The organism is Aeromonas lacus, assembly GCF_000764665.1.
Lineage (GTDB): Bacteria > Pseudomonadota > Gammaproteobacteria > Enterobacterales > Aeromonadaceae > Aeromonas > Aeromonas lacus.
The window spans coordinates 49811-73578 of record NZ_JRGM01000026.1; the positions used below are offsets into that span (position 1 = coordinate 49811).

Here is a 23768-nt window from a genome sequence, read left to right on the forward strand (position 1 = left end):
TTTAAGCTCCTGTTATGGTATCTTGACCTCATCAACCAACAACCTAGGGAGAAAAAAGATGAAAGAGTTTGTTGTTACCGCTGTTTTTACCGTGTTTTTCACCCTGGTTGCTGTCTCTCTACCCTCGCTGTCACAGCTCTGAGTCGGATAGAGAGGCATCAATCGGGAGCGATCCTCTCTGGCATGACGCTTTAATCACCACAAACTGGTGCTTTCAGCCATCAATGCCGAAATGGTCAACATGGATATGATTTCAAGCTGTTGTGGTTGCTTGTTTAACCACACTTCTGACTGAGCCAACGTCAGACCATCCTAGGGGGAGCAGCCAAGCTCCCCTTTTTGCTACCTGCCGTCTGACCACACCATTGCTCTCTCATTATCCTTTCCTCCTCTTCTACCGCTTGGCTGTTTGTTCTGACCAATCCATTTTTCCAGTAACCAGCGGGCACAAAAAAGCCCCCACCCGAAGGTGGAGGCTTGTGCATAACTGGAAGTGTCTACCCGTGAGTAATCCCGCTTATGCCTTGTTCCAGCGCTGCGGGTCATACTCCGGGCTGAAACGATCAACGATCACGGCGCAGGCTGCGTCGCCGGTGATATTGAGGGAAGTCCGGATCATGTCGAACAGACGATCCAGCGCGAACAGCAGCGGCAATCCTTCGATGGGGATCCCTGCCGCCAGCAGCACAGCCACCACCAGGAAGCTCGGCCCCGGCACACCGGCCTGGCCAATCGCGCCCAGGGTGGCCGTCACTATGATGGCCGCCCAGGCACCGACGCTCAGATCAATGTTGTAAACCTGAGCAAAGAAGATGGCGACCAGCCCGTAATAGATGGCGTTGCCGCTCATATTGATGGTGGCACCCAGCGGCAGCACAAAAGAGGCCGTCGCATTGGTCACCTTCAGATCCTGCTCGCAGGTCTCCATATTGACCGGCAGGGTCGCCATGGAAGAGGCGGTAGAGAAGGCAACGATCTGCGGCTTCTTCATCGCCGAGATATAGGTCATCACCGGCGTGTTGGAGAAGAGCGCCACCAGCAGCGGGTAGACCACAAAGCCGAAGATCAGAATCGCTGCAACATAGACCACGAACAGCTTGAGCACCAGCGTCAACACATCGAAGCCATAGGTGCCGATGGCATCAGCCATCAGACCAAATACCCCGAGCGGCGCGATGATCATCACCTTGTTGATCATCCAGACAAAGGCATCCACCAGGGTATTGAGGCCATCGACCAGCGGCTTGGCCCGCTCGCGCGGCTGTTTGGCCAACGCAATACCGAGGAACATGCAGAACACCAGGATCTGCAGAATATTCGCCTCGTTGAGAGACTGGAACACGTTGGTCGGGATCATGCCAAGCAGGGTTGCGACGGCATCGGGCAGCGCCCCTTTATCGGCATAATCACCGCCAAACATGGAGGAGACAGAGCCAAAATCGACCCCGACACCCGGCTTGAAGATCTGTCCCATCACCAGTGCCAGCAACACGGCCAGTGCCGAAGTAACAAGGAAGAAGGCCAGCGTGGCCACCCCTATCTTGCCCGCCGCCGGACTGGCGCCCAGATTGGCGGCGCCGGAGAGGATGGCAACCGCCACCAGCGGGATCACCAGCATCTTGATGAGCTGGATAAAGAGGGTACCGAGTGGAGCAAAAATGGTGGCCTGCTCACCCATGAGCACTCCGACCACTGCCCCCAGTACCATGGCCACCACAACCTGGAAGCCGATATTTTTTATGAGTCCTTTAGTCAACACAGTACTTTCCTTTATGTAGCTACATTCGCACTTTCCCAGTGCAATAAACCAGACAGGGGAATGAGCTCCTGCACATTCCCCTGCTGCGGCGTGTTATCGCATATTTCATTGCTGTTTGAAATCGACAAATCGTTAACAGAAGCTATTAATAATTCTCTAAAAAGCGCATTTTCCACCCTTTGGTTGCGTTTTTTGCAGCCACCCCAATGACAACTGGCAAAATGTTGTGCTAGCTTGGCTGCACAACCGAACATACAAGGATGTAAAGATGCTGAAAGTTAACGAATATTTTGACGGAAATGTAAAATCCATCGGTTTTGAGCAAAAAGGCGAGAAATCCACTGTCGGCGTCATGAACGCCGGTGAATACCTGTTCAATACCGCAGCCCCCGAGCGGATGACGGTGATCAAGGGCGCTCTGACCATCCAGCTGGCAGATGAAGATGAGTGGCACACCTACAGCCAAGGTGAATCCTTCTTGGTTGCGGGCCACTCCTCATTCAAGCTGGAGGTGAATAGCCCCACCGCTTACCTGTGTGAATTTCTCGACTGATCTGCCCGGCTGAAGGGGCTTATCCCTTCAGCCCTCTCTTCCCTCTCCTGCTCTTCATATCTCTACCCATGTCACAGCGCGGCACATCCCCGCTTTTCATCCATGGCAAAAATCCTAGAATAAACAGACATAAACCATCACCGGAGTGGTGTCATGATCAGTGTGTTTGACCTTTTCTCTATCGGTATCGGCCCCTCCTCTTCCCATACAGTCGGTCCCATGCGTGCCTCTTATGCCTTTGTGCAGCAGCTCAAGCTCCATGGCCATCTGCCTCATACTGCGCGAGTCGAAGTGGAGTGTTACGGCTCGCTGGGCCAGACCGGCAAGGGACACGGTACCGGCAAGGCGATCATTCTGGGGCTGGCGGGCTTTGAACCGGAATCGGTCGATATCGATGCCATCCCCGCCATTCTAGCGCGAGTGGAAAAGGAGCAGAGCCTGCAGCTGGCAGGCGAACAACCAAGCCATTTTCCCCGCACCGGTGCCATCATCTTTAACCGCCGCAAAACCCTGCTGGCCCACACCAACGGCATGACCCTGCGTGCCTTTGGCGAAGATGAGAACCTGCGCTTCAGCCAGACCTACTACTCGATTGGTGGCGGCTTCATCATCGAAGAGAGCCACTTCGCCACCGCCAAGGAGGAAGCCGCCAGAACGGATAGCGAACACCCTATTCCCTACCCCTTCGAGAGCGGCGCCCAGCTGCTGGCCCACTGTCAGGAGAGCGGTCTCTCCATCTCCGGCATCATCCTGGCCAACGAGCGGGTATTTCGCAGCGACGAGCAGATAAAGAGCGGTCTTCGCAAGATCTGGCAGGCGATGCAAGGCTGCGTCGAACGCGGTTGCAAGAGTGAAGGGGTGCTGCCGGGCGGGCTCAAGGTACGGCGCCGCGCCCCGGGGCTGTTTCGCCAGCTCAGCTGCGAGACCAACTTCAACAAGGATCCCCTGATGGTGATGGAGTGGGTCGACCTGTTTGCACTGGCCGTCAACGAAGAGAACGCGGCAGGCGGACGAGTCGTCACCGCCCCCACCAACGGCGCCTCCGGTATCATTCCGGCGGTGCTCCACTACTATGATCGTTTCGTCCACAAGGTCGATGACGACGAGTTGGTACGCTTTTTCCTCACCGCGGCTGCTATCGGCATCTTATATAAGAAAAATGCCTCCCTGTCGGGAGCAGAAGTGGGCTGTCAGGGTGAAGTGGGCGTGGCCTGCTCCATGGCGGCCGGCGCGCTGACCGAACTGCTGGGGGGCAGCCCGGCCATGGTGGAGAACGCCGCCGAGATCGGCATGGAACACAACCTCGGGCTCACCTGCGATCCCATTGGCGGGCTGGTGCAGGTGCCCTGCATCGAGCGCAACGCCATGGGGGCGGTCAAGGCGATCAATGCCGCCCGCCTCGCCCTGCGCGGCACCGGCGAGCACAAAGTGTCCCTCGACAAGGTGATCAAAACCATGTGGGAGACCGGCAACGATATGAAGACCAAATACAAGGAGACGGCCCGCGGCGGCCTCGCCGTTAACATTACCGAATGTTAAAAAACGGAAATTGACTCCATTTGGTTCCGAAATACCCGGCATCGCCGGGTATTTTTATGGGTAAGCGCTTAACAAAATGGATAAGCACCAAAATAAATTTTATACTCGCGCCTTAAACTCAACAAAAATAGATCTATTTCAACTTTTTTTAGGTCGCAAGCCGTTACACTACGGTTATCTGGTTCAGTGACCTGCGCAAACCAGCGCGTTCCATGGATCTCCCAAATTTCTGTGAGTGGGCATGCCGCCCCCTTCTACCCTGAGGTAATAGTGACATGATCAGCGTTTTTGATATCTTCAAAATCGGTGTAGGCCCCTCTTCTTCCCACACTGTTGGCCCGATGAAAGCAGCCAAACAGTTTGTTGACGAACTGCGCGCAGGCGGCAAGATCCGCGATATCACCCGCATCAATGTCGATGTCTACGGCTCCCTCTCCTGGACCGGTAAAGGCCACCACACCGACACCGCCATCATCATGGGCCTGGCCGGCAACCTGCCGGAAAACGTCGATATCGATGCCATCCCTGAATTTATCTCCCGCGTAGAACAGACCGAGCGCCTGCCGATCGGCCTACACTGCCACACCGTCAGCTTCCCGCGCGACGCCATGGTATTCCACGACGAAGCCCTGCCGCTGCACGAAAACGGCATGAAGCTGAGCGCCCTGATTGAAGACGAAGTGGTCTACAGCAAGACCTACTACTCCATCGGTGGCGGTTTCATCGTTGACGAAGAGAACTTCGGCAAGGCTGACAGCGGCGACATGTCCGTACGCTATCCGTTCAAGAGCGCCGCCGAACTGGTTGCCCACTGCAGCCAAACCGGTCTCTCCATCTCTGCCCTGATGATGGAAAACGAGAAGTGCTTCAACACCCCGGAAGAGATCTACAAGAAGTTCGGCAAGATCTGGAACACCATGCGTGAAGGTATCGAGCGCGGCTGCCGTACCGAAGGCGTCCTCTCCGGCCCGCTGCGCGTGCCCCGTCGTGCGGCTCCACTCTACCGCCAGCTCAACACCAACGAGAACCTCTCGAGCGACCCGATGAACATCGTTGACTGGGTCAACATGTTCGCTCTGGCCGTGAGTGAAGAGAACGCTGCCGGTGGCCGCGTGGTCACCGCACCGACCAACGGCGCTGCCGGCATCATCCCGGCCGTACTGGCCTACTACGACAAGTTCATCCAGCCGGTTGGCCGCGACGAGTACACCCGTTTCTATCTGGCTGCCGGTGCCGTCGGCATCCTCTACAAGATGAACGCCTCCATCTCCGGTGCCGAAGTGGGCTGCCAGGGTGAAGTGGGCGTCTCCTGCTCCATGGCCGCAGCCGGTCTGACCGAACTGATGGGCGGTAGCCCGGAGCATGTCTGCGAAGCCGCTGAAATCGGTATGGAGCACAACCTGGGTCTGACCTGTGACCCGGTTGCCGGCCAGGTTCAGGTGCCCTGCATCGAGCGTAACGCCATCGCCGCCATGAAGGCGGTCAACGCCTCCCGTATGGCCCTGCGTCGTACCTCCAAGCCGCGCGTCTCGCTGGACAAGGTGATCGACACCATGTACGTCACCGGCAAGGACATGGACTCCAAGTACCGTGAAACCTCACGTGGCGGTCTGGCCATCAAGGTTATGCAGGTTGCCTGCGACTAAGCAGCCACTGGCATGACGACAAAAGGCGGGTTATCCCGCCTTTTTCTATTTACCGGTTCCGGCACTGCGTCACTGGAAGAGTGGATAATAAAAAGGATGGCCTTGCGGGCCATCCTTTTTTATCTGCTCTATCCAGCCAATAACGGCACCAGGGCTGCACACCGGATCAGGAGGAGAGTTTGCCATCCAGTTCGGCAATCTTGGCAGACCAGTAGGCCGGGCCGGTTTCGTGGATATTGTTGCCTTCGGAGTCGACCGCAACGGTCACCGGCATATCTTCCACTTCAAACTCGTAGATAGCTTCCATGCCGAGATCGGCAAAGGCCACTACCCGCGCCTTCTTGATGGCCTTGGCCACCAGATAGGCGGCGCCGCCCACCGCCATCAGATAGACGGCCTTGTGCTGCTTGATGCTCTCGACGGTTTTCGGGCCACGCTCGGATTTGCCGATCATGCCGATAAGGCCGGTGTCACCCAGCATCATGTCGGTGAACTTGTCCATCCGGGTGGAGGTGGTGGGGCCAGCCGGGCCAACCACTTCGTCACGCACCGCATCGACCGGGCCAACGTAGTAGATGAAGCGGTTGGTAAAATCGACCCCTTCCGGCAGCCCTTCGCCACGGGCCAGCATGTCGGCGATACGCTTGTGGGCAGCATCGCGGCCGGTAAGGATCTTGCCTGACAGCAGCACGGTATCACCGCTCTTCCAGCTGGCCAGCTCGGCCTTGGTGATGCCGTCGACGTTGACACGGCGCACGTTGCCACCCGCTTCACGGGTGATCTCCGGCCAGTCACTCAGTTTCGGCGGGGTCAGTTCGGCGGGGCCTGAACCATCCAGTTCAAAGTGAACGTGACGGGTCGCAGCGCAGTTGGGGATCATCACTACCGGCTTGGAGGCAGCGTGAGTCGGCGCGGATTTCACCTTCACATCCAGCACGGTAGTGAGGCCGCCCAGACCCTGGGCACCGATCCCCAGCTTGTTGACCTTGTCGTAGAGCTCGACACGCAGCTTCTCTTCGGTAGTTTGCGGGCCACGAGCGATCAACTCCTGAATGTCGATGTGCTCCATCAGCGCCTCTTTGGCCAGCACGGCTGCCTTCTCGGCAGTACCGCCGATGCCGATGCCGAGCATACCTGGCGGGCACCATCCCGCACCCATGGTCGGCACGGTTTTCAGCACCCACTCGACGATATCATCGGAGGGGTTGAGCATGACCATCTTGGATTTGTTCTCGGAACCACCGCCCTTGGCGGCGATGCTCACCTCAACCTTGTCACCCGGGATCATGTCGATATGGACGACCGCCGGGGCATTGTCTTTGGTGTTTTTGCGACTGCCAGCCGGATCGGCCAGCACCGAGGCGCGCAGCGGGTTGTCCGGATTGGTGTAGGCACGGCGGGTACCTTCATCCACCATCTCCTGCACTGTCATGTCGCTGTCCCACTGCACCTGCATGCCGATCTTCACAAAGCAGGTGACGATGCCGGTATCCTGACAGAGCGGACGGTGGCCTTCGGCAGACATGCGCGAGTTGATCAGGATCTGGGCCAGAGCATCCTTGGCTGCGGGGTTGGCTTCCCGATCATAAGCAGCTTTGGCGGCCTGGACAAAATCCAGCGGGTGGTAATAGGAGATGTACTGGAGGGCATCTGCGATGGAATCGATAAAATCCTGTTTTTTTATAATGCTCATATCATCCTCACTGGTCCTTGCGTCACACTGGTGCGATGGACAAGGGCTTCCATATGATGGCTGTACAGAGGCGCAAACCAAACACTATCAGTCAGCAAAAAACCTGAAGCACAGCAGTTTTTTCTTTAGTCACCGCCACCTATGATACGCTTGCCCACCAGCACCGACTAGGGTTCGGGAATCAAACTGTTGCCTGTGTAACATAAAATGACGCCATCACTGCATATCCATTATCCAGATCATCACACACCTCTCCACGCGCTATTTGCACGGCTGCAACATCAGCCGTGGGCCATGCTGCTGGAGTCAGCCGGACCACTTGGTGCCGACAATGGCTTCGACATCATCACCGCCGATCCGCTGGCGACTCTCGAAACCTGTGGCCAGCTCACCACAGTGCGCTGTAGCAATGTAGAAAGAGAGCATCATGGCGACCCTCTCACCCTGCTGGCCGAACTTCAGCAACAACTGCTTGGCCAACCGGTCGCGCACAACAGCAAACTGCCCTTTATAGGCGGGGCGCTCGGGCTGTTTGGCTACGATCTGGGCCGCCATTTTGAACAGCTGCCAAGTCAGGCTGCCGCCGATATCAAGGTGCCCGACATGGCGGTGGGGCTCTACGACTGGGCGCTGCTGCGCAGCGTCGAGACCGGAGCCTGGCAACTGGTGCACTGGGGTGATGAAGCGGGTCTTGCCAGACGTATCGCCTGGCTCGAGCAGCAAGTGGCCGAACCTGCGCCGCCTTTCCACCTGCAAGGCAGCTGGCAAAGCAACATGAGCCGGGAAGCCTATGGCGAGAAGTTTGCCCGCATTCAGGAGTACCTCGCGGCGGGGGATTGCTACCAGATCAACCTGACCCAGCGCTTCAGTGCCCCCTATCAGGGCGATGAGTGGCAGGCTTACTGCACGCTGGCGGCGGCCAACAAGGCGCCTTTCTCCGCCTTTTTGCGCTTGCCGGACAGCGCCATTTTAAGCCTCTCCCCCGAGCGTTTCTTGCTGCTCGATGGTCACCATATCGAGACCAAGCCCATCAAGGGCACACGCCCGCGTCATCCTGATCCAGCCATCGATAGGGCAATTGCTCAGGAATTGTCAGAGGCGGACAAGGACAGATCAGAGAATTTGATGATCGTGGATCTGCTGCGCAACGACATCGGGCGGGTGAGCAGGCCGGGTTCGGTCAGCGTCCCTCACCTCTTTGCGGTGGAGTCCTTTCCGGCAGTGCACCATCTGGTCTCCACCATTCATGGCGAACTCGATAGCCGCTGGCAAGGCGTCGATCTGCTGCGCGCCTGCTTCCCGGGCGGCTCCATCACAGGGGCGCCCAAGATCCGCGCCATGGAGATCATCGAGGAGCTGGAGCCCCAGCGACGCAACGCCTACTGCGGCAGCATCGGCTACCTCAGCCAGCATGGCCGGATGGACACCAGCATCTGCATTCGCACCCTGATTGCCGAAGCGGGCCGTCTGCACTGCTGGGCCGGTGGCGGCATCATCGCCGACTCCGACGCCGACAGCGAATATCAGGAGACCTATGACAAGGTCGCCCGCATTCTGCCCCTGCTCACCGCACTGTGAGCCAGAGCCCCAGATAAACTGCCACGGAACCACGTCACGCCATGGAACGCCAAGAACTGCTGACCCGTTTCTCCCTGCAACGACCAGCCCCGGCACATCGTCTCACCGTTGCCGGCCTCAGTCCGGCGGCGGTGCTGGTGCCTATCGTGGAGCGCCACGATGGCCTTCACCTACTGCTCACCCGTCGCAGTGCCCGGCTGCGCCATCATGCCGGGCAAATAAGCTTTCCGGGCGGGCGTCAGGATCCCGATGATCAGGATCTCATCGCCACCGCGCTGCGGGAGACCGAAGAGGAGCTCGGCATCCCCTCTCATCTCGTGCAGGTGATCGGCACCCTCAATCCGCTCAATACCATCTCGCGCTTCGAGGTGCTGCCGGTGCTGGCTCTGCTCAATGCCGACTACTCCCTCGAATTGAGTGCAGATGAGGTAGAACATGCCTTTGAGGTACCGTTAAACCACCTGCTCGATCGCCGCAATCATATCGCCCTCACCTTTGTTCGGGCGGGCAAACAGCACACCGTCTACTGGATCCCCTGGCAACAGCACTACATCTGGGGTGCCACGGCCAGCATGATCTGTCAGCTGACCCAGCACCTCGAGAAGTAACAATTTGGCAACTTGCGGCAGGGCGGAATTTAATCATTAACATTAAACCAACGTGTCAAATGCTAAACAAAAATTGATTTTTTACTGTTTTGATCACGTTTCTATAAGAAACTCGGGGTTTTCGTCTGTTAAAGATGAATTTGATCAACATTTTTGATTAAAAAAACCGTATCCTTGCCGCCGACTTAATAAGAACCACAATTCGGGGTGAGATAGATGTCAAATACTGTCACTGGCGCACAGGATGTCGCGACCGTAAAGGAGCAAGGAACGAACTTCGTCCAGAGTAAAGGCTGGACAAAACAAGATTCAACCTGGGTTATCAGCCTGTTTGGTACTGCTGTTGGCGCAGGCATCCTGTTCCTGCCGATCAACGCAGGCATGGGCGGCTTCTGGCCACTGGTGGTGATGGCGCTGCTGGTTGGCCCGATGACCTATCTGGCCCACCGTGGTCTGGCCCGCTTCGTACTCTCCTCCAAAAAGCCCAATGCAGACATCACCGAAGTGGTTGAAGAGCACTTTGGTGCCGGTGCAGGCAAGCTGATCACCCTGCTCTACTTCTTCGCGATCTACCCTATCGTGCTGATCTACGGCGTGGGCATCACCAACACCGTGGAAAGCTTCATGGTCAACCAGCTGCAGATGAGTGCACCGCCGCGCTGGATCCTCTCCATCGTGCTGATCATGGGCATGATGTCCGTGATGCTGGCCGGCGAGAAGTTGATGCTGAAAGTGACCGAAGTACTGGTCTATCCGCTGATCGCCATCCTGGCCGGTATCTCCCTCTACCTGATCCCGGACTGGACCGGTGCGGCTCTGGAGCAAGTGCCTTCTGCCAAGGATTTCGCCGTCACTCTGTGGCTGACCATCCCGGTGCTGGTCTTCTCCTTCAACCACAGCCCGGCCATCTCCAGCTTCTCGCTGGCCCAGCGCCGCGACCACGGTGAGCACGCCGTCGAGAAAGCCGATGCCATCCTCAAGCGTACCGCCATGGTGCTGCTGGGCTTCGTGATGTTCTTCGTGTTCTCCTGCGTGATGAGTCTGACACCGGCTCAGCTGGCTGAAGCCAAAGCCCAGAACATCGCCGTGCTCTCCTATCTGGCCAACCAGCATGCGAGTCCCATCATCTCCTACTTCGGGCCGCTGGTGGCGTTCGTCGCCATCGTATCCTCCTTCTTCGGCCACTATCTGGGTGCCCGTGAAGGTCTGAAAGGGATGATCGTGCAGAACATGCGCAAATCCGGCAAAGAGCCGAACGCCAAGAAAGTCGAGATGTTTATCATCGCCTTCTTCATCCTGACCCTGTGGGGCACCGCCATTGCCAACCCCTCCATCCTGGGCATGATCGAATCGCTGGGCGGCCCCATCATCGCGACCATCCTGTTCATCATGCCGATGTACGCCATCAAGCGCGTACCGGCCATGGCAAAGTATCAGGGTCACATCAGCAACGTCTTCGTGACCGTGATGGGCCTGACTGCCATCTCCGCCATCCTCTATCAATTGGTCGGTTAATCCCGCCACCGATAGTCAAAAACCAGCCGGCAACGGCTGGTTTTTTATTGCGCCATTCTGCGCTCTTCTCTGGAGATCCCCGTCCTTTTCTCAGTTGCCCCGGTTAACCAGGCTCCCTGCGCCACTGCATATCTGTGCCATCACAGCCCTCCGCTCATATCATGAGGGCCCTTTTTTATCTCGCCCTGTGGGGTAAACACATCCCCACCCGTCACAACGCAACAGTCTTCTGACTGTCTGCCTATCTATTTGCCAAACCCCCGCATATTTGCGGCAACCCCCACGAAACCAGGCAACACCGAGGCAATAAAAAGCGCCCTCCGAAGAGGGCGCCAAAAAACAGCATTAACCAGAGAAGCTGAGATCAGGCTTCGCTGCTGGGCAGCGGTGCCGCAGGCTCCAGCAAAGATTCGTCTTCGGCCATGCAGGCCGCGGCAGTGAAGAGCACATCAGTGGAGCTGTTAAGCGCCGTTTCCGCCGAGTCTTGCAGCACGCCGATGATAAAGCCGACGGCTACCACTTGCATGGCGATATCGTTGCCGATACCAAACAGGCTGCATGCGAGCGGGATCAGCAGCAGGGAGCCACCGGCTACACCGGACGCGCCACAGGCACTGATGGTAGCGACCACGGAGAGCAGCACAGCCGTTGCCAGATCCACCTCCATACCCAGGGTATGCACCGCCGCCATGGAGAGCACAGTGATGGTGATGGCAGCACCCGCCATGTTGATGGTGGCACCCAGCGGGATGGAGACCGCATAGGTATCCTCCGGCAGACGCAGTTTTTCACACAGCGCCATGTTAACCGGGATATTGGCCGCAGAGCTGCGGGTAAAGAAGGCGGTCACACCGCTCTCTTTGAGGCAAGTCAGCACCAGCGGATAGGGGTTGCGCTTGATCTTCCAGAACACGATCAGCGGGTTGACCACGAAGGCAATCAACAGCATGGAACCAATCAGCACCACCAGCAGTTGGGCATAGCCAAACAGGGCGTCAAAGCCGGTTTCCGCCAGGGTGGAGGCGACCAGACCCAGGATCCCGAGCGGCGCGCAGCGGATCACCGCTTTCACGATGGCCGAGACGCCGTGGGACAAATCGGTGATCAGCGTCTTGGTGCTCTCGTTGGCGTGGCGCATGGCAATACCCAGACCAATAGCCCACGCCAGAATGCCGATATAGTTGGCATCCATCAGCGCCTTCACCGGGTTGGTCACTACGTTGAACAGCAGAGTCTGCAACACTTCGGTGATGCCGCCCGGCGGAGTGATCTCGGCCGTATTGGCCACCAGATGCAGATCGGAGGGGAAGAGGAAGCTGGCAATCACCGCGACCACGGCCGCAGAGAAGGTACCAAACAGATAGAGCAGCAAAATGGGTCGCATGTTGCTTTTCTGACCCTGCTTGTGACCAATAATGGCAGCCATAACCAGTACGAATACCAGCAGCGGCGCTACCGCTTTCAGCGCGCCCACAAACAGACTACCAAGCAGACCTGCCGTTTTGGCCCACTCGGGGGCAAACATCGCCAGCAAGATACCGAAAACCAGACCAACCAGGATCTGGCTGACCAGACTGGTGCTATTGACCAGCCGAAGGAGGGGGTGTTGTTGTGTCATCAAAAAAGTCCCTAGGCACCGTAGTGCTCGATTCATGAGTCCTGTCTGCAACCCTCCCGCCAGCATGATTCCGTTCTGACGGGTTGCCTGCGGCCAGCCTTCTGTCGGGCCGATCCGCGGGTCACCGGATTGCATGACGGAATATCCCATTCACCACCGCTTTTTTCCAGAGACCTACCAAAAAATATCCAGTATCTGGCACAAATAACCGCAACAAAAACATAACAACAGAGTAACCGCTCATTTTTGTTCGTTTTATCAACACCCGGGCGGATGACCAACTGTGTTATCATCCGCCATTTGCTGCGGAGCCTAGCCATGATCCCCTCCCTTCTGACCCGACACTTCGGTTTCTCCAGTCTCAGGCCTGGCCAGGAGGCGGTCATCAACAGGATCGTGGCTGGCCAGAGTGCTATCGCCATCTTCCCCACCGGCTCCGGCAAATCCCTCTGCTATCAGCTGCCCGCCCTTGCTCTGCCCCACCTGACGCTGGTGATATCGCCCCTGATCGCATTGATGCACGATCAGCTCGCCTTCCTTAAAAGCAAGGGGATCAGCGCAGCCACCCTCGACTCAAGCCAGAGTCCGGAGGAGAGCCGACAGGTGATGCAGCAGGCGCTGGCTGGTCAGCTCAAGATCCTGATGATTTCGGTGGAACGACTCAAGAACGAGCGCTTTCGCCGCTTCATCCAGCAAGTGCCGCTCTCGCTGCTGGTCGTCGATGAGGCGCACTGTATCTCGGAGTGGGGCCACAACTTTCGCCCCGATTACCTCAAGCTGCCGGACTACCGCCAGGAGTTGCAGATCCCGCAGGTGTTGTTGCTGACAGCCACCGCTACTCCAGCCGTTATTGACGACATGCAAGCCAAGTTTGCCATTGAACCGCAAGGGGTGGTCGTCACCGGCTTCTACCGACCCAATCTCGATTTGTCGGTCATCCCGATACTGCCGGAGGCGCGCAGCGAATGGCTCTGCCAGACGCTGGCGCAATCTCAAGGGGCGCCGACTATCGTCTATGTCACCCTGCAACATACGGCAGAGGAGTGCGCCGAGGTGCTGGCCAAACGGGGGATCAACGCCCGTGCCTACCATGCCGGACTCGATGCGGCGCTGCGCAGCCAGATCCAGCTCGACTTCATGAGCGGCAAGGTGGATTGCATCGTCGCCACCATCGCGTTTGGCATGGGGATCGACAAGGCCGATATCCGCCAGGTGATCCACTATGACCTGCCCAAGTCCATCGAGAACTACAGCCAGGAGATTGGCCGCGCCGGGCGCGATGGCCAGCCATCACGCTGCATCGTGCTGGCCAACCAGAGCCAGTTGCCAGTGCTGGAAAACTTTGTCTATGGCGATACGCCCGATCTGAACGCCATTGTTCAACTCCTCAGCCAGATCCGCCAAAGCGGATCCGAGTGGGAGTTCACCCTGCTGCGCCTCTCGAACGATACCAATATCCGCCAGTTGCCGCTTAAAACCCTGCTGGTCTATCTGGAGATGGCGGGCATTATCACGCCGGCCTACAGCTACTACGCTGACTACCGTTTCAAATTCGTGCTGGAGAAGCGCGACATTCTTGCCCGCTTCAACCCGGAACGACGTCAGTTTCTGGAGCAGCTGTTCGCATGCGCGCCACTGGCACGCAGCTGGTGCACCATGGATTTCGATGCCCTCTGGCAGAGTTACCAGGGGGAACGGCAACGGGCGGTCGCCGCCCTCGACTATTTGCAGCAACAAGGCTGGATCGAGCTTGAGAGCAAACAGATGACCGAGGTCTACCGGATCAACCGCCATAACTGGGAACCCGCTGCGCAGGCCAGCGCACTGCACGATCTATTCCTGCAAAAAGAGCAGAGCGAGCTGGCAAGACTGCAAGCCACGCTCGACTTTTTCACCTCGGATGAGTGCCTGAGCCACCGCCTCGCCCGCTATTTCGCAGATGAGGCAGCTCCGACCCATTGTGGTCACTGCTCGGTTTGTCGTGGCCAGGTTGCCGTACTGCCTCCCCTGCCCCTGCAGACTATGCCAAACGATGCAGGGATCCGCGCCTGGTGCGATCCACTCATCGCCAAGGCAGGCTCACAGGATTCACGCATGCTCACCCGCTTTCTGTGCGGCATCACCACGCCGCTCACCAGCAAAATCAAGGCAAGATCGTTGGCCGGCTTCGGCCAGCTGGCACAACATCCATTTGCTGACGTGCTGCTGGCGGTCGAGCAAGCTTACGCCTGACCATTCGTACATCTCTTACATCCCGCAACGGCTCACACACGCTGAAAAAAGAAGACCCTCGCTATTGCGAGGGTCAAGCCAACGGAAACGTGCTTAAACAGAGCTTGGTGAGATCACGATACACTCTCTTGCTAAAGCGTCTCGCTGCTCACACATGGCCAATCTAGGGCAGCAGAAATGTAGCGTCAATGTAAAAATTAGAGCTAAAAATCTAATCCATGGAATTTACGTTGACGTGAACGTAATGACATTTTTATCCATATCTGCGCAAGCCAACCCCGACCTCATCTTTTGCTGTTCACCTTTCAGGCAATACCAGCAGTTTCCACTTTCCAATAAACATTTATTTTTTATGTCTTTGACATTTACCTCACTATCGTGGCAAAAATAATTTAACAGTCAGTAACATAGGTGTGTTGTTGACTGACCCTCCCGCACAAGGATCGGGCAGGTTTCCTCCGCATTTAACCAATCGACCTTGATGGATTACTGGGGGCTGTTGACTAGGCTTAACATTGCAAACAACACAAAAGCAGTTATCCAACTTTTTCAGGGCAAGCGACTATAACGAGGGCAAAGTTATGGGCATCTTCGAGCACTACCAACAGCGATACGAAAAGGCAAGGGAAGAGGAGTACACCATCCAGGAGTTTCTGGATATGTGCAAACAGGACAAAGCCTGCTACGCCTCTGCGGCCGAACGTCTGCTGACCGCCATCGGTGAACCTGAGATGGTAGACACCTCTGCCAACCCCAGACTGAGCCGGCTTTTCTCCAACCGCGTCGTGGCACGCTATCCGGCATTCAAAGATTTCTACGGGATGGAAGAGGCGATCGAGCAGATCGTCTCCTACCTCAAACACTCAGCCCAGGGGCTGGAGGAGAAGAAACAGATCCTCTATCTGTTGGGCCCCGTTGGCGGCGGTAAATCCTCGCTGGCAGAAAAACTCAAATCACTGATGCAGAAGGTGCCCATCTATCGCATCAAGGGCTCACCGGTCAACGATCACCCCTTCTGTCTATTCGACATCGAAGAGGATGGGGAGATCCTGGAAAAAGAGTACGGCATCCCGCGCCGCTACCTGCGCCCCATCATGTCCCCCTGGGTTGCCAAACGCCTGCACGAATTTGGCGGCGACATCACCAAGTTCAAGGTGGAGAAGGTCAACCCCTCCATCCTCGATCAAATCGCCATCGCCAAAACTGAACCAGGCGATGACAACAACCAAGACATCTCCTCACTGGTCGGCAAGGTCGACATTCGCATGCTGGAGCACTTCGCCCAGGATGACGCCGATGCCTACTCCTACTCCGGTGCGTTGTGTAAAGCAAACCAGGGTGTGATGGAATTTGTGGAGATGTTCAAAGCGCCTATCAAGGTGCTGCACCCGCTGCTGACTGCAACTCAGGAGGGGAACTACAACGGTACCGAAGGGCTCTCTGCCCTCCCCTTTGACGGCATTTTGCTGGCTCACTCCAACGAATCCGAGTGGCAGCAGTTCCGCAACAACAAGAACAACGAGGCCTTCCTCGACCGGGTCTACATCGTCAAGGTGCCTTACTGCCTGCGCGTCTCCGAAGAGGTGAAGATCTACGAGAAGCTGCTGGTCAACAGCGAGCTCACCGAGGCCAAGTGCGCCCCGGGTACCCTCGAACTGCTCGGCCAGTTCTCGGTGTTGTCACGGCTGAAAGAGCCTGAAAACTCCAGCATCTACTCCAAGATGCGGGTCTATGATGGCGAGAGCCTCAAAGACACCGATCCCAAGGCGAAGAGCTATCAGGAGTATCGCGACTACGCAGGTGTGGACGAGGGGATGAATGGTCTCTCTACCCGCTTTGCGTTCAAGATCCTCTCCCGCGTCTTCAACTTCGACCACGCGGAAGTGGCCGCCAACCCGGTGCACCTCTTCTATGTGCTGGAGCAGCAAATCGAGCGCGAACAGTTCCCGCAAGAGCTGCACGATCGCTACCTTGAGTTCATCAAGGGCTATCTGACCCCGCGCTATGTGGAGTTCATTGGCAAGGAGATCCAGACCGCCTATCTCGAGTCCTACTCAGAGTACGGCCAAAACATCTTCGATCGCTACGTCACCTACGCCGACTTCTGGATCCAGGATCAGGAGTACCGTGACCCCGAAACCGGCCAACTGTTTGACAGAGCATCCCTCAACAGCGAGCTGGAGAAAATTGAAAAACCCGCAGGGATCAGCAACCCGAAAGATTTCCGTAACGAAATCGTCAACTTCGTGCTGCGTGCCCGGGCCAACAATGCAGGCCGTAACCCCAACTGGACCAGTTACGAGAAGCTGCGCACCGTGATCGAGAAGAAGATGTTCTCCAACACGGAAGAGCTGCTGCCGGTTATCTCCTTCAACAGCAAAACCTCGGCTGAGGAGCAGAAGAAGCACGATAACTTTGTCGAACGGATGATGGAGAAAGGCTACACCCGCAAACAGGTGCGACTGCTCTCCGAATGGTATCTCAGGGTACGCAAGTCATCCTGACCCTGACTGTTCAAGGGGGAGTTATGGCGCATTTTATCGACCGCAGGCTCAACGGCAAAAACAAAAGCGCTGTCAATCGGCAGCGCTTCATCCGCCGTTACAAGAAGCAGATAAAACAAGCGGTCTCTGATGCTGTCTCCAAGCGCAGCATTCAGGACGTAGACAAGGGCGAGAGCATCAGCATCCCGACCAAGGACATCGGCGAGCCCCATTTTCATCAGGGGCACGGCGGTAAACGGGAGATGGTGCATCCCGGCAATGATCAATTCGTCTCCGGCGACAAGATTGACCGCCCCAAAGGAGGGGGCGGCGGACAGGGTTCCGGCGAGGGGCAGGCGTCCAATCAGGGGGAAGGAGCCGATGATTTCGTGTTCCAAATCTCCAAGGATGAGTATCTCGATCTGCTGTTTGAAGATCTGGAGCTGCCCAGACTGCAGAAAACCCAGCTCAATCAGCTGATGGAAGTCAAAACCTATCGGGCGGGCTACACCTCAAACGGGGTGCCCGCCAACATCAACGTGGTGCGCTCGTTGCAAAACTCGCTGGCGCGTCGCATGGCGTTGCAAGCTGGCAAAAAACGCCAGTTGCATGAACTGGAAGAGCGGCTGGCACAGCTGGCCGCAGATCCCAACGAACACTTTGCCGAAATTGCCCAGCTCGAGAAGGAGATCCGCGAGCTGAAACGGCGGATCGATGCGGTGCCATTTATCGACACCTTCGATCTCAAGTTCAACAACTTCGTCAAACGGCCAGTCCCATCCAGTCAAGCTGTGATGTTCTGCCTGATGGACGTCTCAGGCTCCATGGATCAGGCAACCAAGGAGATGGCCAAGCGTTTCTATATTCTGCTCTATCTGTTCCTGAGCCGGACCTACAAGAACGTAGAGGTGGTCTACATCCGCCATCACACCCAGGCCAAGGAGGTGGACGAGCACGAGTTCTTCTACTCCCAGGAGACCGGCGGCACCATCGTCTCCAGTGCGCTCAAAATGATGAATGACATCATCAACGAGCGTTACCCGGCCAACCAGTGGAATATCTATGCGGCGCAGGCGTCGGATGGTGACAACTGGGCAGATGATTCACCGCAATGCAGGGAGATCTTGGCGCGGGACATCATGCCAAGGGTGCGCTACTACTCCTACATCGAGATCACTACCCGTGCCCACCAGACCCTGTGGCACGAGTATGAATCAGTGGCCAGCCAGTTCCCCCACTTTGCGATGGAGCATATTCGCAAGGTCGAGGATATCTATCCGGTATTCCGGGAGCTGTTCAAGAAGCAAGCGGCGTGAGGAGGTCACATGATCGAAACTGAAAAACGTGTTGCGCCACTGGATGATGGGCCTGACTGGAACTTCGATCTGCTGGAGACCTATCACCAGGAGATCGCCCGGGTCGCCCGCTTCTACAAGTTGGACACCTACCCCAACCAGATCGAGGTGATCACCGCCGAGCAGATGATGGATGCCTATTCCAGCGTCGGCATGCCCATCGGCTATCAACACTGGTCGTTCGGCAAGCGCTTTATCCATACCGAGCGCAACTACAAGCGCGGCCAAATGGGACTGGCCTACGAGATCGTCATCAACTCGGATCCCTGCATCGCCTACCTGATGGAGGAGAACACCATGCCGATGCAGGCACTGGTGATGGCCCACGCCTGCTACGGCCACAACTCCTTCTTCAAGAACAACTATCTGTTCAAGGCGTGGACCGATGCCTCCTCCATCATCGACTACCTGCTGTTCGCCAAGAACTACATCACCCAGTGTGAAGAGAAGCACGGTATAGAAGCGGTGGAGCAGTTGCTCGACTCCTGCCATGCCCTGATGAACTTCGGGGTCGATCGCTACAAGCGGCCCCAAAAGATCTCGATGGCAGAGGAGAAACGGCGCCAGAAGGCACGGGAAGATTATCTGCAGACTCAGGTCAACGAGCTGTGGCGCACCCTGCCCAAGCAGCATAAAGCTGCTGGGGTGGAAGACAGACGCTACCCCGCCGAACCTCAGGAGAACATTCTCTATTTCATCGAGAAGAATGCCCCCCTGCTGGAACCCTGGCAGCGCGAGATAGTGCGCATTGTGCGCAAGATCAGCCAGTACTTCTATCCGCAAAAGCAGACTCAGGTGATGAACGAGGGGTGGGCTACCTTCTGGCACTACACTATCCTCAATCACCTCTATGACGAGGGCAAGCTGAGCGATCGCTTCATGATGGAGGTGCTGCACAGCCACACCAATGTGGTCTATCAACCGGCTTACAACAGTCGCTACTACTCGGGGATCAACCCCTATGCGCTGGGGTTTGCCATGTTTACCGATCTGCGCCGCATCTGCGAGAACCCGACTGAGGAGGACAGATACTGGTTCCCCGATTACGCTGGCAGTAACTGGGTCGATACCCTGCACTTTGCCATGCAGAACTTCAAGGATGAGAGCTTTATCAGCCAGTTCTTAAGCCCCAAGGTAATGCGCGACATGAAGCTGTTCGCCATTGATGACGACGATCTGAAGAACTATCTGAAGGTCTCCGCCATCCACAATGACGAGGGGTACCGTCAGGTGCGCAATACTTTGTCGGCCCAGTACAATCTCAGCAATCTGGAACCCAACATTCAGGTCTACAATGTCGCAGTGAAAGGAGATCGCTCCCTCACCCTGCGCTATGTGCCACACAACCGCATCCCTCTTGGCGACTCGCGCCATGAGGTACTCAAACACCTCCATCAGCTGTGGGGATTCGATGTGGTGCTGGAGCAGGACAACGGCGATCTACCTGCAGATATCATCAGCCGCTGCCCGGAGCGCAAGCCGGGTATCTGAGCCTTGCTACCTCGCAAATGGCCCACTTCGGTGGGCCATTTTTTATCAGCCTTCACATCTGCCAACATCATTTGAGCCCAAGCCGTACAAACCACAACATAGAAAGAGGCCCGCATGGTGTGCGGGCCTCTTTGGCTTGCGATCAATCTGCAGCGGTTATCAATAGAACGTTTGCTGCTCCGCCGCCATCGCCTTGAGGCGGGCACAGGGGGCAAACCTATCGCCGTGGCGCTTCTGGTAATACTCCAGACGGCCAACCAGATGATCGATACCAAGCTTGTCCATATAGCGGAACGGGCCACCGAGGAAGGGCGGGAAACCGATACCGAAGATGGCACCGATATCGCCGTCACGGGCCGATGCAACCACACCACTGTCGAGGGTCATGGCCGCTTCATTGAGCATCAGCAGTACGCAACGCTCGGCAATATCCTGCCTGGCAAGCTTGGCCGCCGGCTTGATCCCCAACACATCGTAGACACTCTCATCCACCTTCTTCTTGCCTTTGGCTGCCTTGCCATAGAGGTAGAAGCCCTTACCGTTCTTGCGCCCCTTGCGATCGTTTTGCAGCAGCTTGTCGAACGCCTTGGGTGCTTGGAACTGCTCGCCACCCAGCTCGTTTTCGAGGATGGGGGAAATCTTGGCGCCCACATCAATGCCCACTTCGTCGAGCAGGGTGATGGGGCCAACCGGGAAACCGAAGTCGAGCAGCGCGCTATCCAGCACCTCTACCGGCTCCCCTTCCAGCACCAGACGTGCTGCTTCGTTCATGTAGGGAGCGAGGATGCGGTTGACGTAAAAACCGGCTTCGTCCTTCACCACGATAGGCGTTTTGCCCTGTGCGCGGGCGAAAGCCAGAGTGGTGGCCACAGTCTCGGCACTGGTGCCGGCGTGGGGGATGATCTCGGCCAGCGGCATCTTGTCGACCGGACTGAAGTAGTGCAACCCGATAACCCGCTCGGGGTGGCTCGCCACCGAAGCGATCTGGTTGATGGGCAGTGACGAGGTATTGGAGGCAAATACTGTGTGCTCTCCACACTCACGCTCCACATCCTTGACCATCTGGTGTTTGAGATTGAGATCTTCAAACACCGCCTCCACCACCATGTCGACCCGGTGGAAACCGGAGTAGTCCAGAGTACCGGTCAGCAAGCTCATCTGCTTCTCAAGCTCACTGCGCAAGATATGACGGCGCTTGAGTTTCTTGGCCAGGATGTAATAGCTGTAGCGCATGGCATTGCCGATCCCGGCGCTTGCCACATCCTTGATCCGCACCGGTACGCCCGCCTTGGTAGCGGTGACGAATGCGATGCCGCCCCCCATCAGACCACCACCCAGCACGGCCGCATGCCCCACCTTGCGCGGCTCGGCGCCCTGATAGGTGACCTCTTTCTTCATTTCCGTGGTGGCAAAGAAGATAGAACGCAGGGCGGCAGACTCGGCTGTCATCACCAGCTCGCCGAAGTGGCGGGACTCAGCGACGAGGCCAGCCTGCATCCCCTCCTCCACACCGATGCGCACCACGTCCAGGATCCGCTCCGGCGCAGGGTAGTTACCGCGCGTCTTGCTCATCACCCCTTTACGCGCCTGATCGAACAGCACCTTGCGGCCAAGCTTGTTGGTCTCCAGCACCTTGCCCTGCAGATCCCGCTTCAACTCGTGACGGGGCTTGCCCTTCTTGGCCAGTTTTATTGCGGCATCCAGCAGAATGGAGGGCGGCACCATATCGTCCACCAGCCCCAGTTTTTTGGCCTGTTTGGCCCGCACCTGTTTGCCGGTCAGCATCAGGTCGAGCGCCTTGGCTACCCCGATGAGACGCGGCAGACGCTGGGTACCACCGGAGCCCGGCAGCAAGCCAAGTTGCACCTCGGGCAGACCCAGCACGGTTTTGCCGTGATCGGTTACCACCCGGCCATGACAGGCCAGCGCCAGCTCCAGCCCGCCGCCGAGGCAAGGGCCGTGAATAGCGGCGATCACCGGTATGGTCAATGATTCGATCTCGGCAAAGATAACCTGCCCTTCCCGCGACAGGGTTTCTGCATCCTTGGCACTGGTGCAGGCGGCCAGCATGGTGATGTCAGCTCCGGCGATGAAAGAGTCCTTCTTGCCGGAGGTGATCACCAGACCGATCAGATCACGGTTAGCCTTCACCTCGGCCAGCACGGTGCGGATCTCCTCCACAAAGGCGGCCTTGAGGGTATTCATGCTCTCGCCCGGCACATCCATGGTGAGAATGCCGATGCCATCATTGCGAACATCCAGGGAAAAAGTCTTAGCACTCATCATTCAACCTCCAACACCATAGCCACGCCCAATCCACCCGCCGCACAGGCGGTGTTGAGCCCCAATCCCCCGCCGCGACGACGCAACTCGTGCAGGGTCTGGGTGATCATCCGCGCACCGGTCGCGGCAAAGGGGTGGCCATAGGCCAGCGAACCACCGAGCACGTTGAATTTATCCATATCCACTTCACCGATGGCCTGATCACGGCCCAACTTGTCGCGGGCAAACTCGGCGCTGGCAAACATCTTGAGGTTAGCCAGGGTCTGGGCGGCAAAGGCTTCGTGCATGTCGATCAGGGTCAGATCGCTGAGCGTGATACCGGCTCTGTCCAGCGCCAGCGGCGTGGCGTAGGAGGGCCCCATCAGCATGTCTTGCCACACATCGATGGCCGAGAAAGCGAAACTGCGGATATAGCCCAGCGGTTCGAGGCCCAGCTCTTTTGCTCGCCCTTCCCGCATCAGCAGCACGGCGGCAGCGCCATCGGTAAGCGGAGTGGCGTTGGCAGCAGTGACTGTGCCATGTATACGATCAAACACCGGCTTGAGCTTGGCGTAGCTCGCCAAGTCCGAGCTCTCACGGATATTGTTGTCCCGCTCGAGCGGCGACTTGTAGGGCGGTACATGGGCGGTAAACACCTCGCCGCTGAGCTTGCCATCGGCCCAGGCTTGCGCCGCCAGGGAGTGGGAGCGGTGCGCCAGCGCATCTTGCGCTTCGCGGCTGATCTGGTGGCTCTTGGCCATCTGCTCGGCGGTCTGTCCCATAGAGAGGCCAGTCGAATACTCGGCCACAGCGGGCGGCACCGGCAGCAGATCCTTGACCTGCAGCTGGCGCAAAATATTGAAGCGCTGCTGCAGATTGCGCGCCTTGTTGAGATCCACCAGAGCGCGGGCCAGCTTCTTGCTCACCCCGATAGGCAGCACGGAGGAGGAATCAGCACCACCGGCGATGGCGATATCTACCGTACCGGCCATGATGGATTCGGTGACGTTGGCCACCGCCTGAAAACTGGTGGCGCAAGCGCGAGAGACGCTATAGGCATCGGTGTTGACGCTCATGCCAGTACCGAGAACGATTTCACGAGCAATATTGGGGGCTTCCGGCATCTGAACCACCTGGCCAAACACCAGCTGGTCGATAAGCTTGGGGTCGAGATCGGTGCGGGCGAGCATCTCGCTCACCACCAGCTTGCCGAGATCCACCGCAGGGACGCCATGATAGGCGGTTGCCTGCTTGGCGAATGGGGTGCGCAGCCCCGCCACGACGGCAATCCGTTCGCCCTGGCGAGTCGTCAGTTTCAATGGCTGTTTCATCCTGGCTCCTTGGGTTTATAAGGGAGAGGTCTGACCTCATTGCGCCACATCTTAACAATCCAATCACAAGTTTCATACAGCTGATTGAAACTAAATTCAGCAAGG

15 protein-coding genes are annotated in these 23768 nt (G+C 57.3%); 10 read left to right on the top strand and 5 right to left on the bottom strand.

All coding sequences use genetic code 11. The annotated features are described in order from the left end of the window. Positions 1 to 517: 517 nt before the first annotated feature. The gene (locus tag LG31_RS0104290; RefSeq protein ID WP_033113265.1) at positions 518 to 1759 is read right to left on the bottom strand and encodes a dicarboxylate/amino acid:cation symporter; all 1242 of its coding nucleotides are present in this window, start codon (positions 1757 to 1759) and stop codon (positions 518 to 520) included. Between the two features lie 268 nt (positions 1760 to 2027). Between LG31_RS0104290 and ppnP the strand changes: the two genes are divergently transcribed. The 3 genes from ppnP to LG31_RS0104305 all read left to right on the top strand — a co-directional run bounded on the left by ppnP (position 2028) and on the right by LG31_RS0104305 (position 5497). After that, positions 2028 to 2312, top strand: coding sequence for a pyrimidine/purine nucleoside phosphorylase (gene ppnP / locus LG31_RS0104295; protein WP_033113266.1), 285 nt, complete (start codon positions 2028 to 2030; stop codon positions 2310 to 2312). A 153-nt stretch (positions 2313 to 2465) separates the two neighbouring features. Then, positions 2466 to 3851: an L-serine ammonia-lyase gene (locus LG31_RS0104300; protein ID WP_033113267.1), complete on the top strand. Its 1386-nt coding sequence runs from the start codon at positions 2466 to 2468 to the stop codon at positions 3849 to 3851. Positions 3852 to 4126: 275 nt separating this feature from the next. After that, a complete protein-coding gene (locus LG31_RS0104305; protein ID WP_033113268.1) occupies positions 4127 to 5497 on the top strand; it encodes an L-serine ammonia-lyase in 1371 nt (456 codons plus the stop codon). Between the two features lie 166 nt (positions 5498 to 5663). On the opposite strand, the gene LG31_RS0104310 is transcribed toward LG31_RS0104305, so the two are convergent. Next, entirely contained in the window at positions 5664 to 7190 is a 1527-nt protein-coding gene (locus tag LG31_RS0104310) for a fumarate hydratase (RefSeq protein WP_033113269.1), read from the bottom strand. A 294-nt stretch (positions 7191 to 7484) separates the two neighbouring features. On the opposite strand from LG31_RS0104310, the gene pabB reads away from it, so the two are divergent. From pabB to LG31_RS0104325, 3 genes are all read left to right on the top strand, one after another. After that, complete coding sequence (gene pabB, locus LG31_RS0104315) at positions 7485 to 8768, top strand: aminodeoxychorismate synthase component I (RefSeq protein WP_033113270.1); 1284 nt, start codon at positions 7485 to 7487, stop codon at positions 8766 to 8768. Positions 8769 to 8809: 41 nt separating this feature from the next. Beyond that, complete coding sequence (locus LG31_RS0104320; protein ID WP_033113271.1) at positions 8810 to 9376, top strand: CoA pyrophosphatase; 567 nt, start codon at positions 8810 to 8812, stop codon at positions 9374 to 9376. Between the two features lie 216 nt (positions 9377 to 9592). Beyond that, positions 9593 to 10891, top strand: a complete 1299-nt coding sequence (locus LG31_RS0104325) for an HAAAP family serine/threonine permease (protein WP_033113272.1) — start codon at positions 9593 to 9595, stop codon at positions 10889 to 10891. A gap of 364 nt (positions 10892 to 11255) precedes the next feature. Here the strand turns inward: LG31_RS0104325 and sstT are convergent, their stop codons facing one another. Continuing rightward, positions 11256 to 12509 (bottom strand): serine/threonine transporter SstT, encoded by a 1254-nt coding sequence (gene sstT / locus LG31_RS0104330; protein ID WP_033113273.1) that lies wholly within the window; start codon positions 12507 to 12509, stop codon positions 11256 to 11258. 318 nt (positions 12510 to 12827) lie between these two features. On the opposite strand from sstT, the gene LG31_RS0104335 reads away from it, so the two are divergent. From LG31_RS0104335 to LG31_RS0104350, 4 genes are all read left to right on the top strand, one after another. Next, complete coding sequence (locus tag LG31_RS0104335) at positions 12828 to 14741, top strand: RecQ family ATP-dependent DNA helicase (RefSeq protein WP_033113274.1); 1914 nt, start codon at positions 12828 to 12830, stop codon at positions 14739 to 14741. Positions 14742 to 15322: 581 nt separating this feature from the next. Further along, positions 15323 to 17245, top strand: a complete 1923-nt coding sequence (locus LG31_RS0104340; protein WP_033113275.1) for a PrkA family serine protein kinase — start codon at positions 15323 to 15325, stop codon at positions 17243 to 17245. A gap of 23 nt (positions 17246 to 17268) precedes the next feature. Next, positions 17269 to 18540 (top strand): YeaH/YhbH family protein, encoded by a 1272-nt coding sequence (locus tag LG31_RS0104345; RefSeq protein ID WP_033113276.1) that lies wholly within the window; start codon positions 17269 to 17271, stop codon positions 18538 to 18540. Positions 18541 to 18549: 9 nt separating this feature from the next. Next, positions 18550 to 20070: a SpoVR family protein gene (locus LG31_RS0104350; protein ID WP_033113277.1), complete on the top strand. Its 1521-nt coding sequence runs from the start codon at positions 18550 to 18552 to the stop codon at positions 20068 to 20070. A gap of 159 nt (positions 20071 to 20229) precedes the next feature. Here the strand turns inward: LG31_RS0104350 and fadJ are convergent, their stop codons facing one another. Together fadJ and fadI are read right to left on the bottom strand one after the other, a co-directional pair. Next, on the bottom strand, positions 20230 to 22353 hold the full coding sequence (fadJ, locus tag LG31_RS0104355; protein ID WP_033113294.1) for a fatty acid oxidation complex subunit alpha FadJ: 2124 nt from the start codon (positions 22351 to 22353) through the stop codon (positions 20230 to 20232). Beyond that, complete coding sequence (gene fadI / locus LG31_RS0104360) at positions 22353 to 23663, bottom strand: acetyl-CoA C-acyltransferase FadI (RefSeq protein WP_033113278.1); 1311 nt, start codon at positions 23661 to 23663, stop codon at positions 22353 to 22355. Before fadI ends, fadJ begins: the two co-directional genes overlap by 1 nt. Positions 23664 to 23768 lie beyond the last annotated feature (105 nt).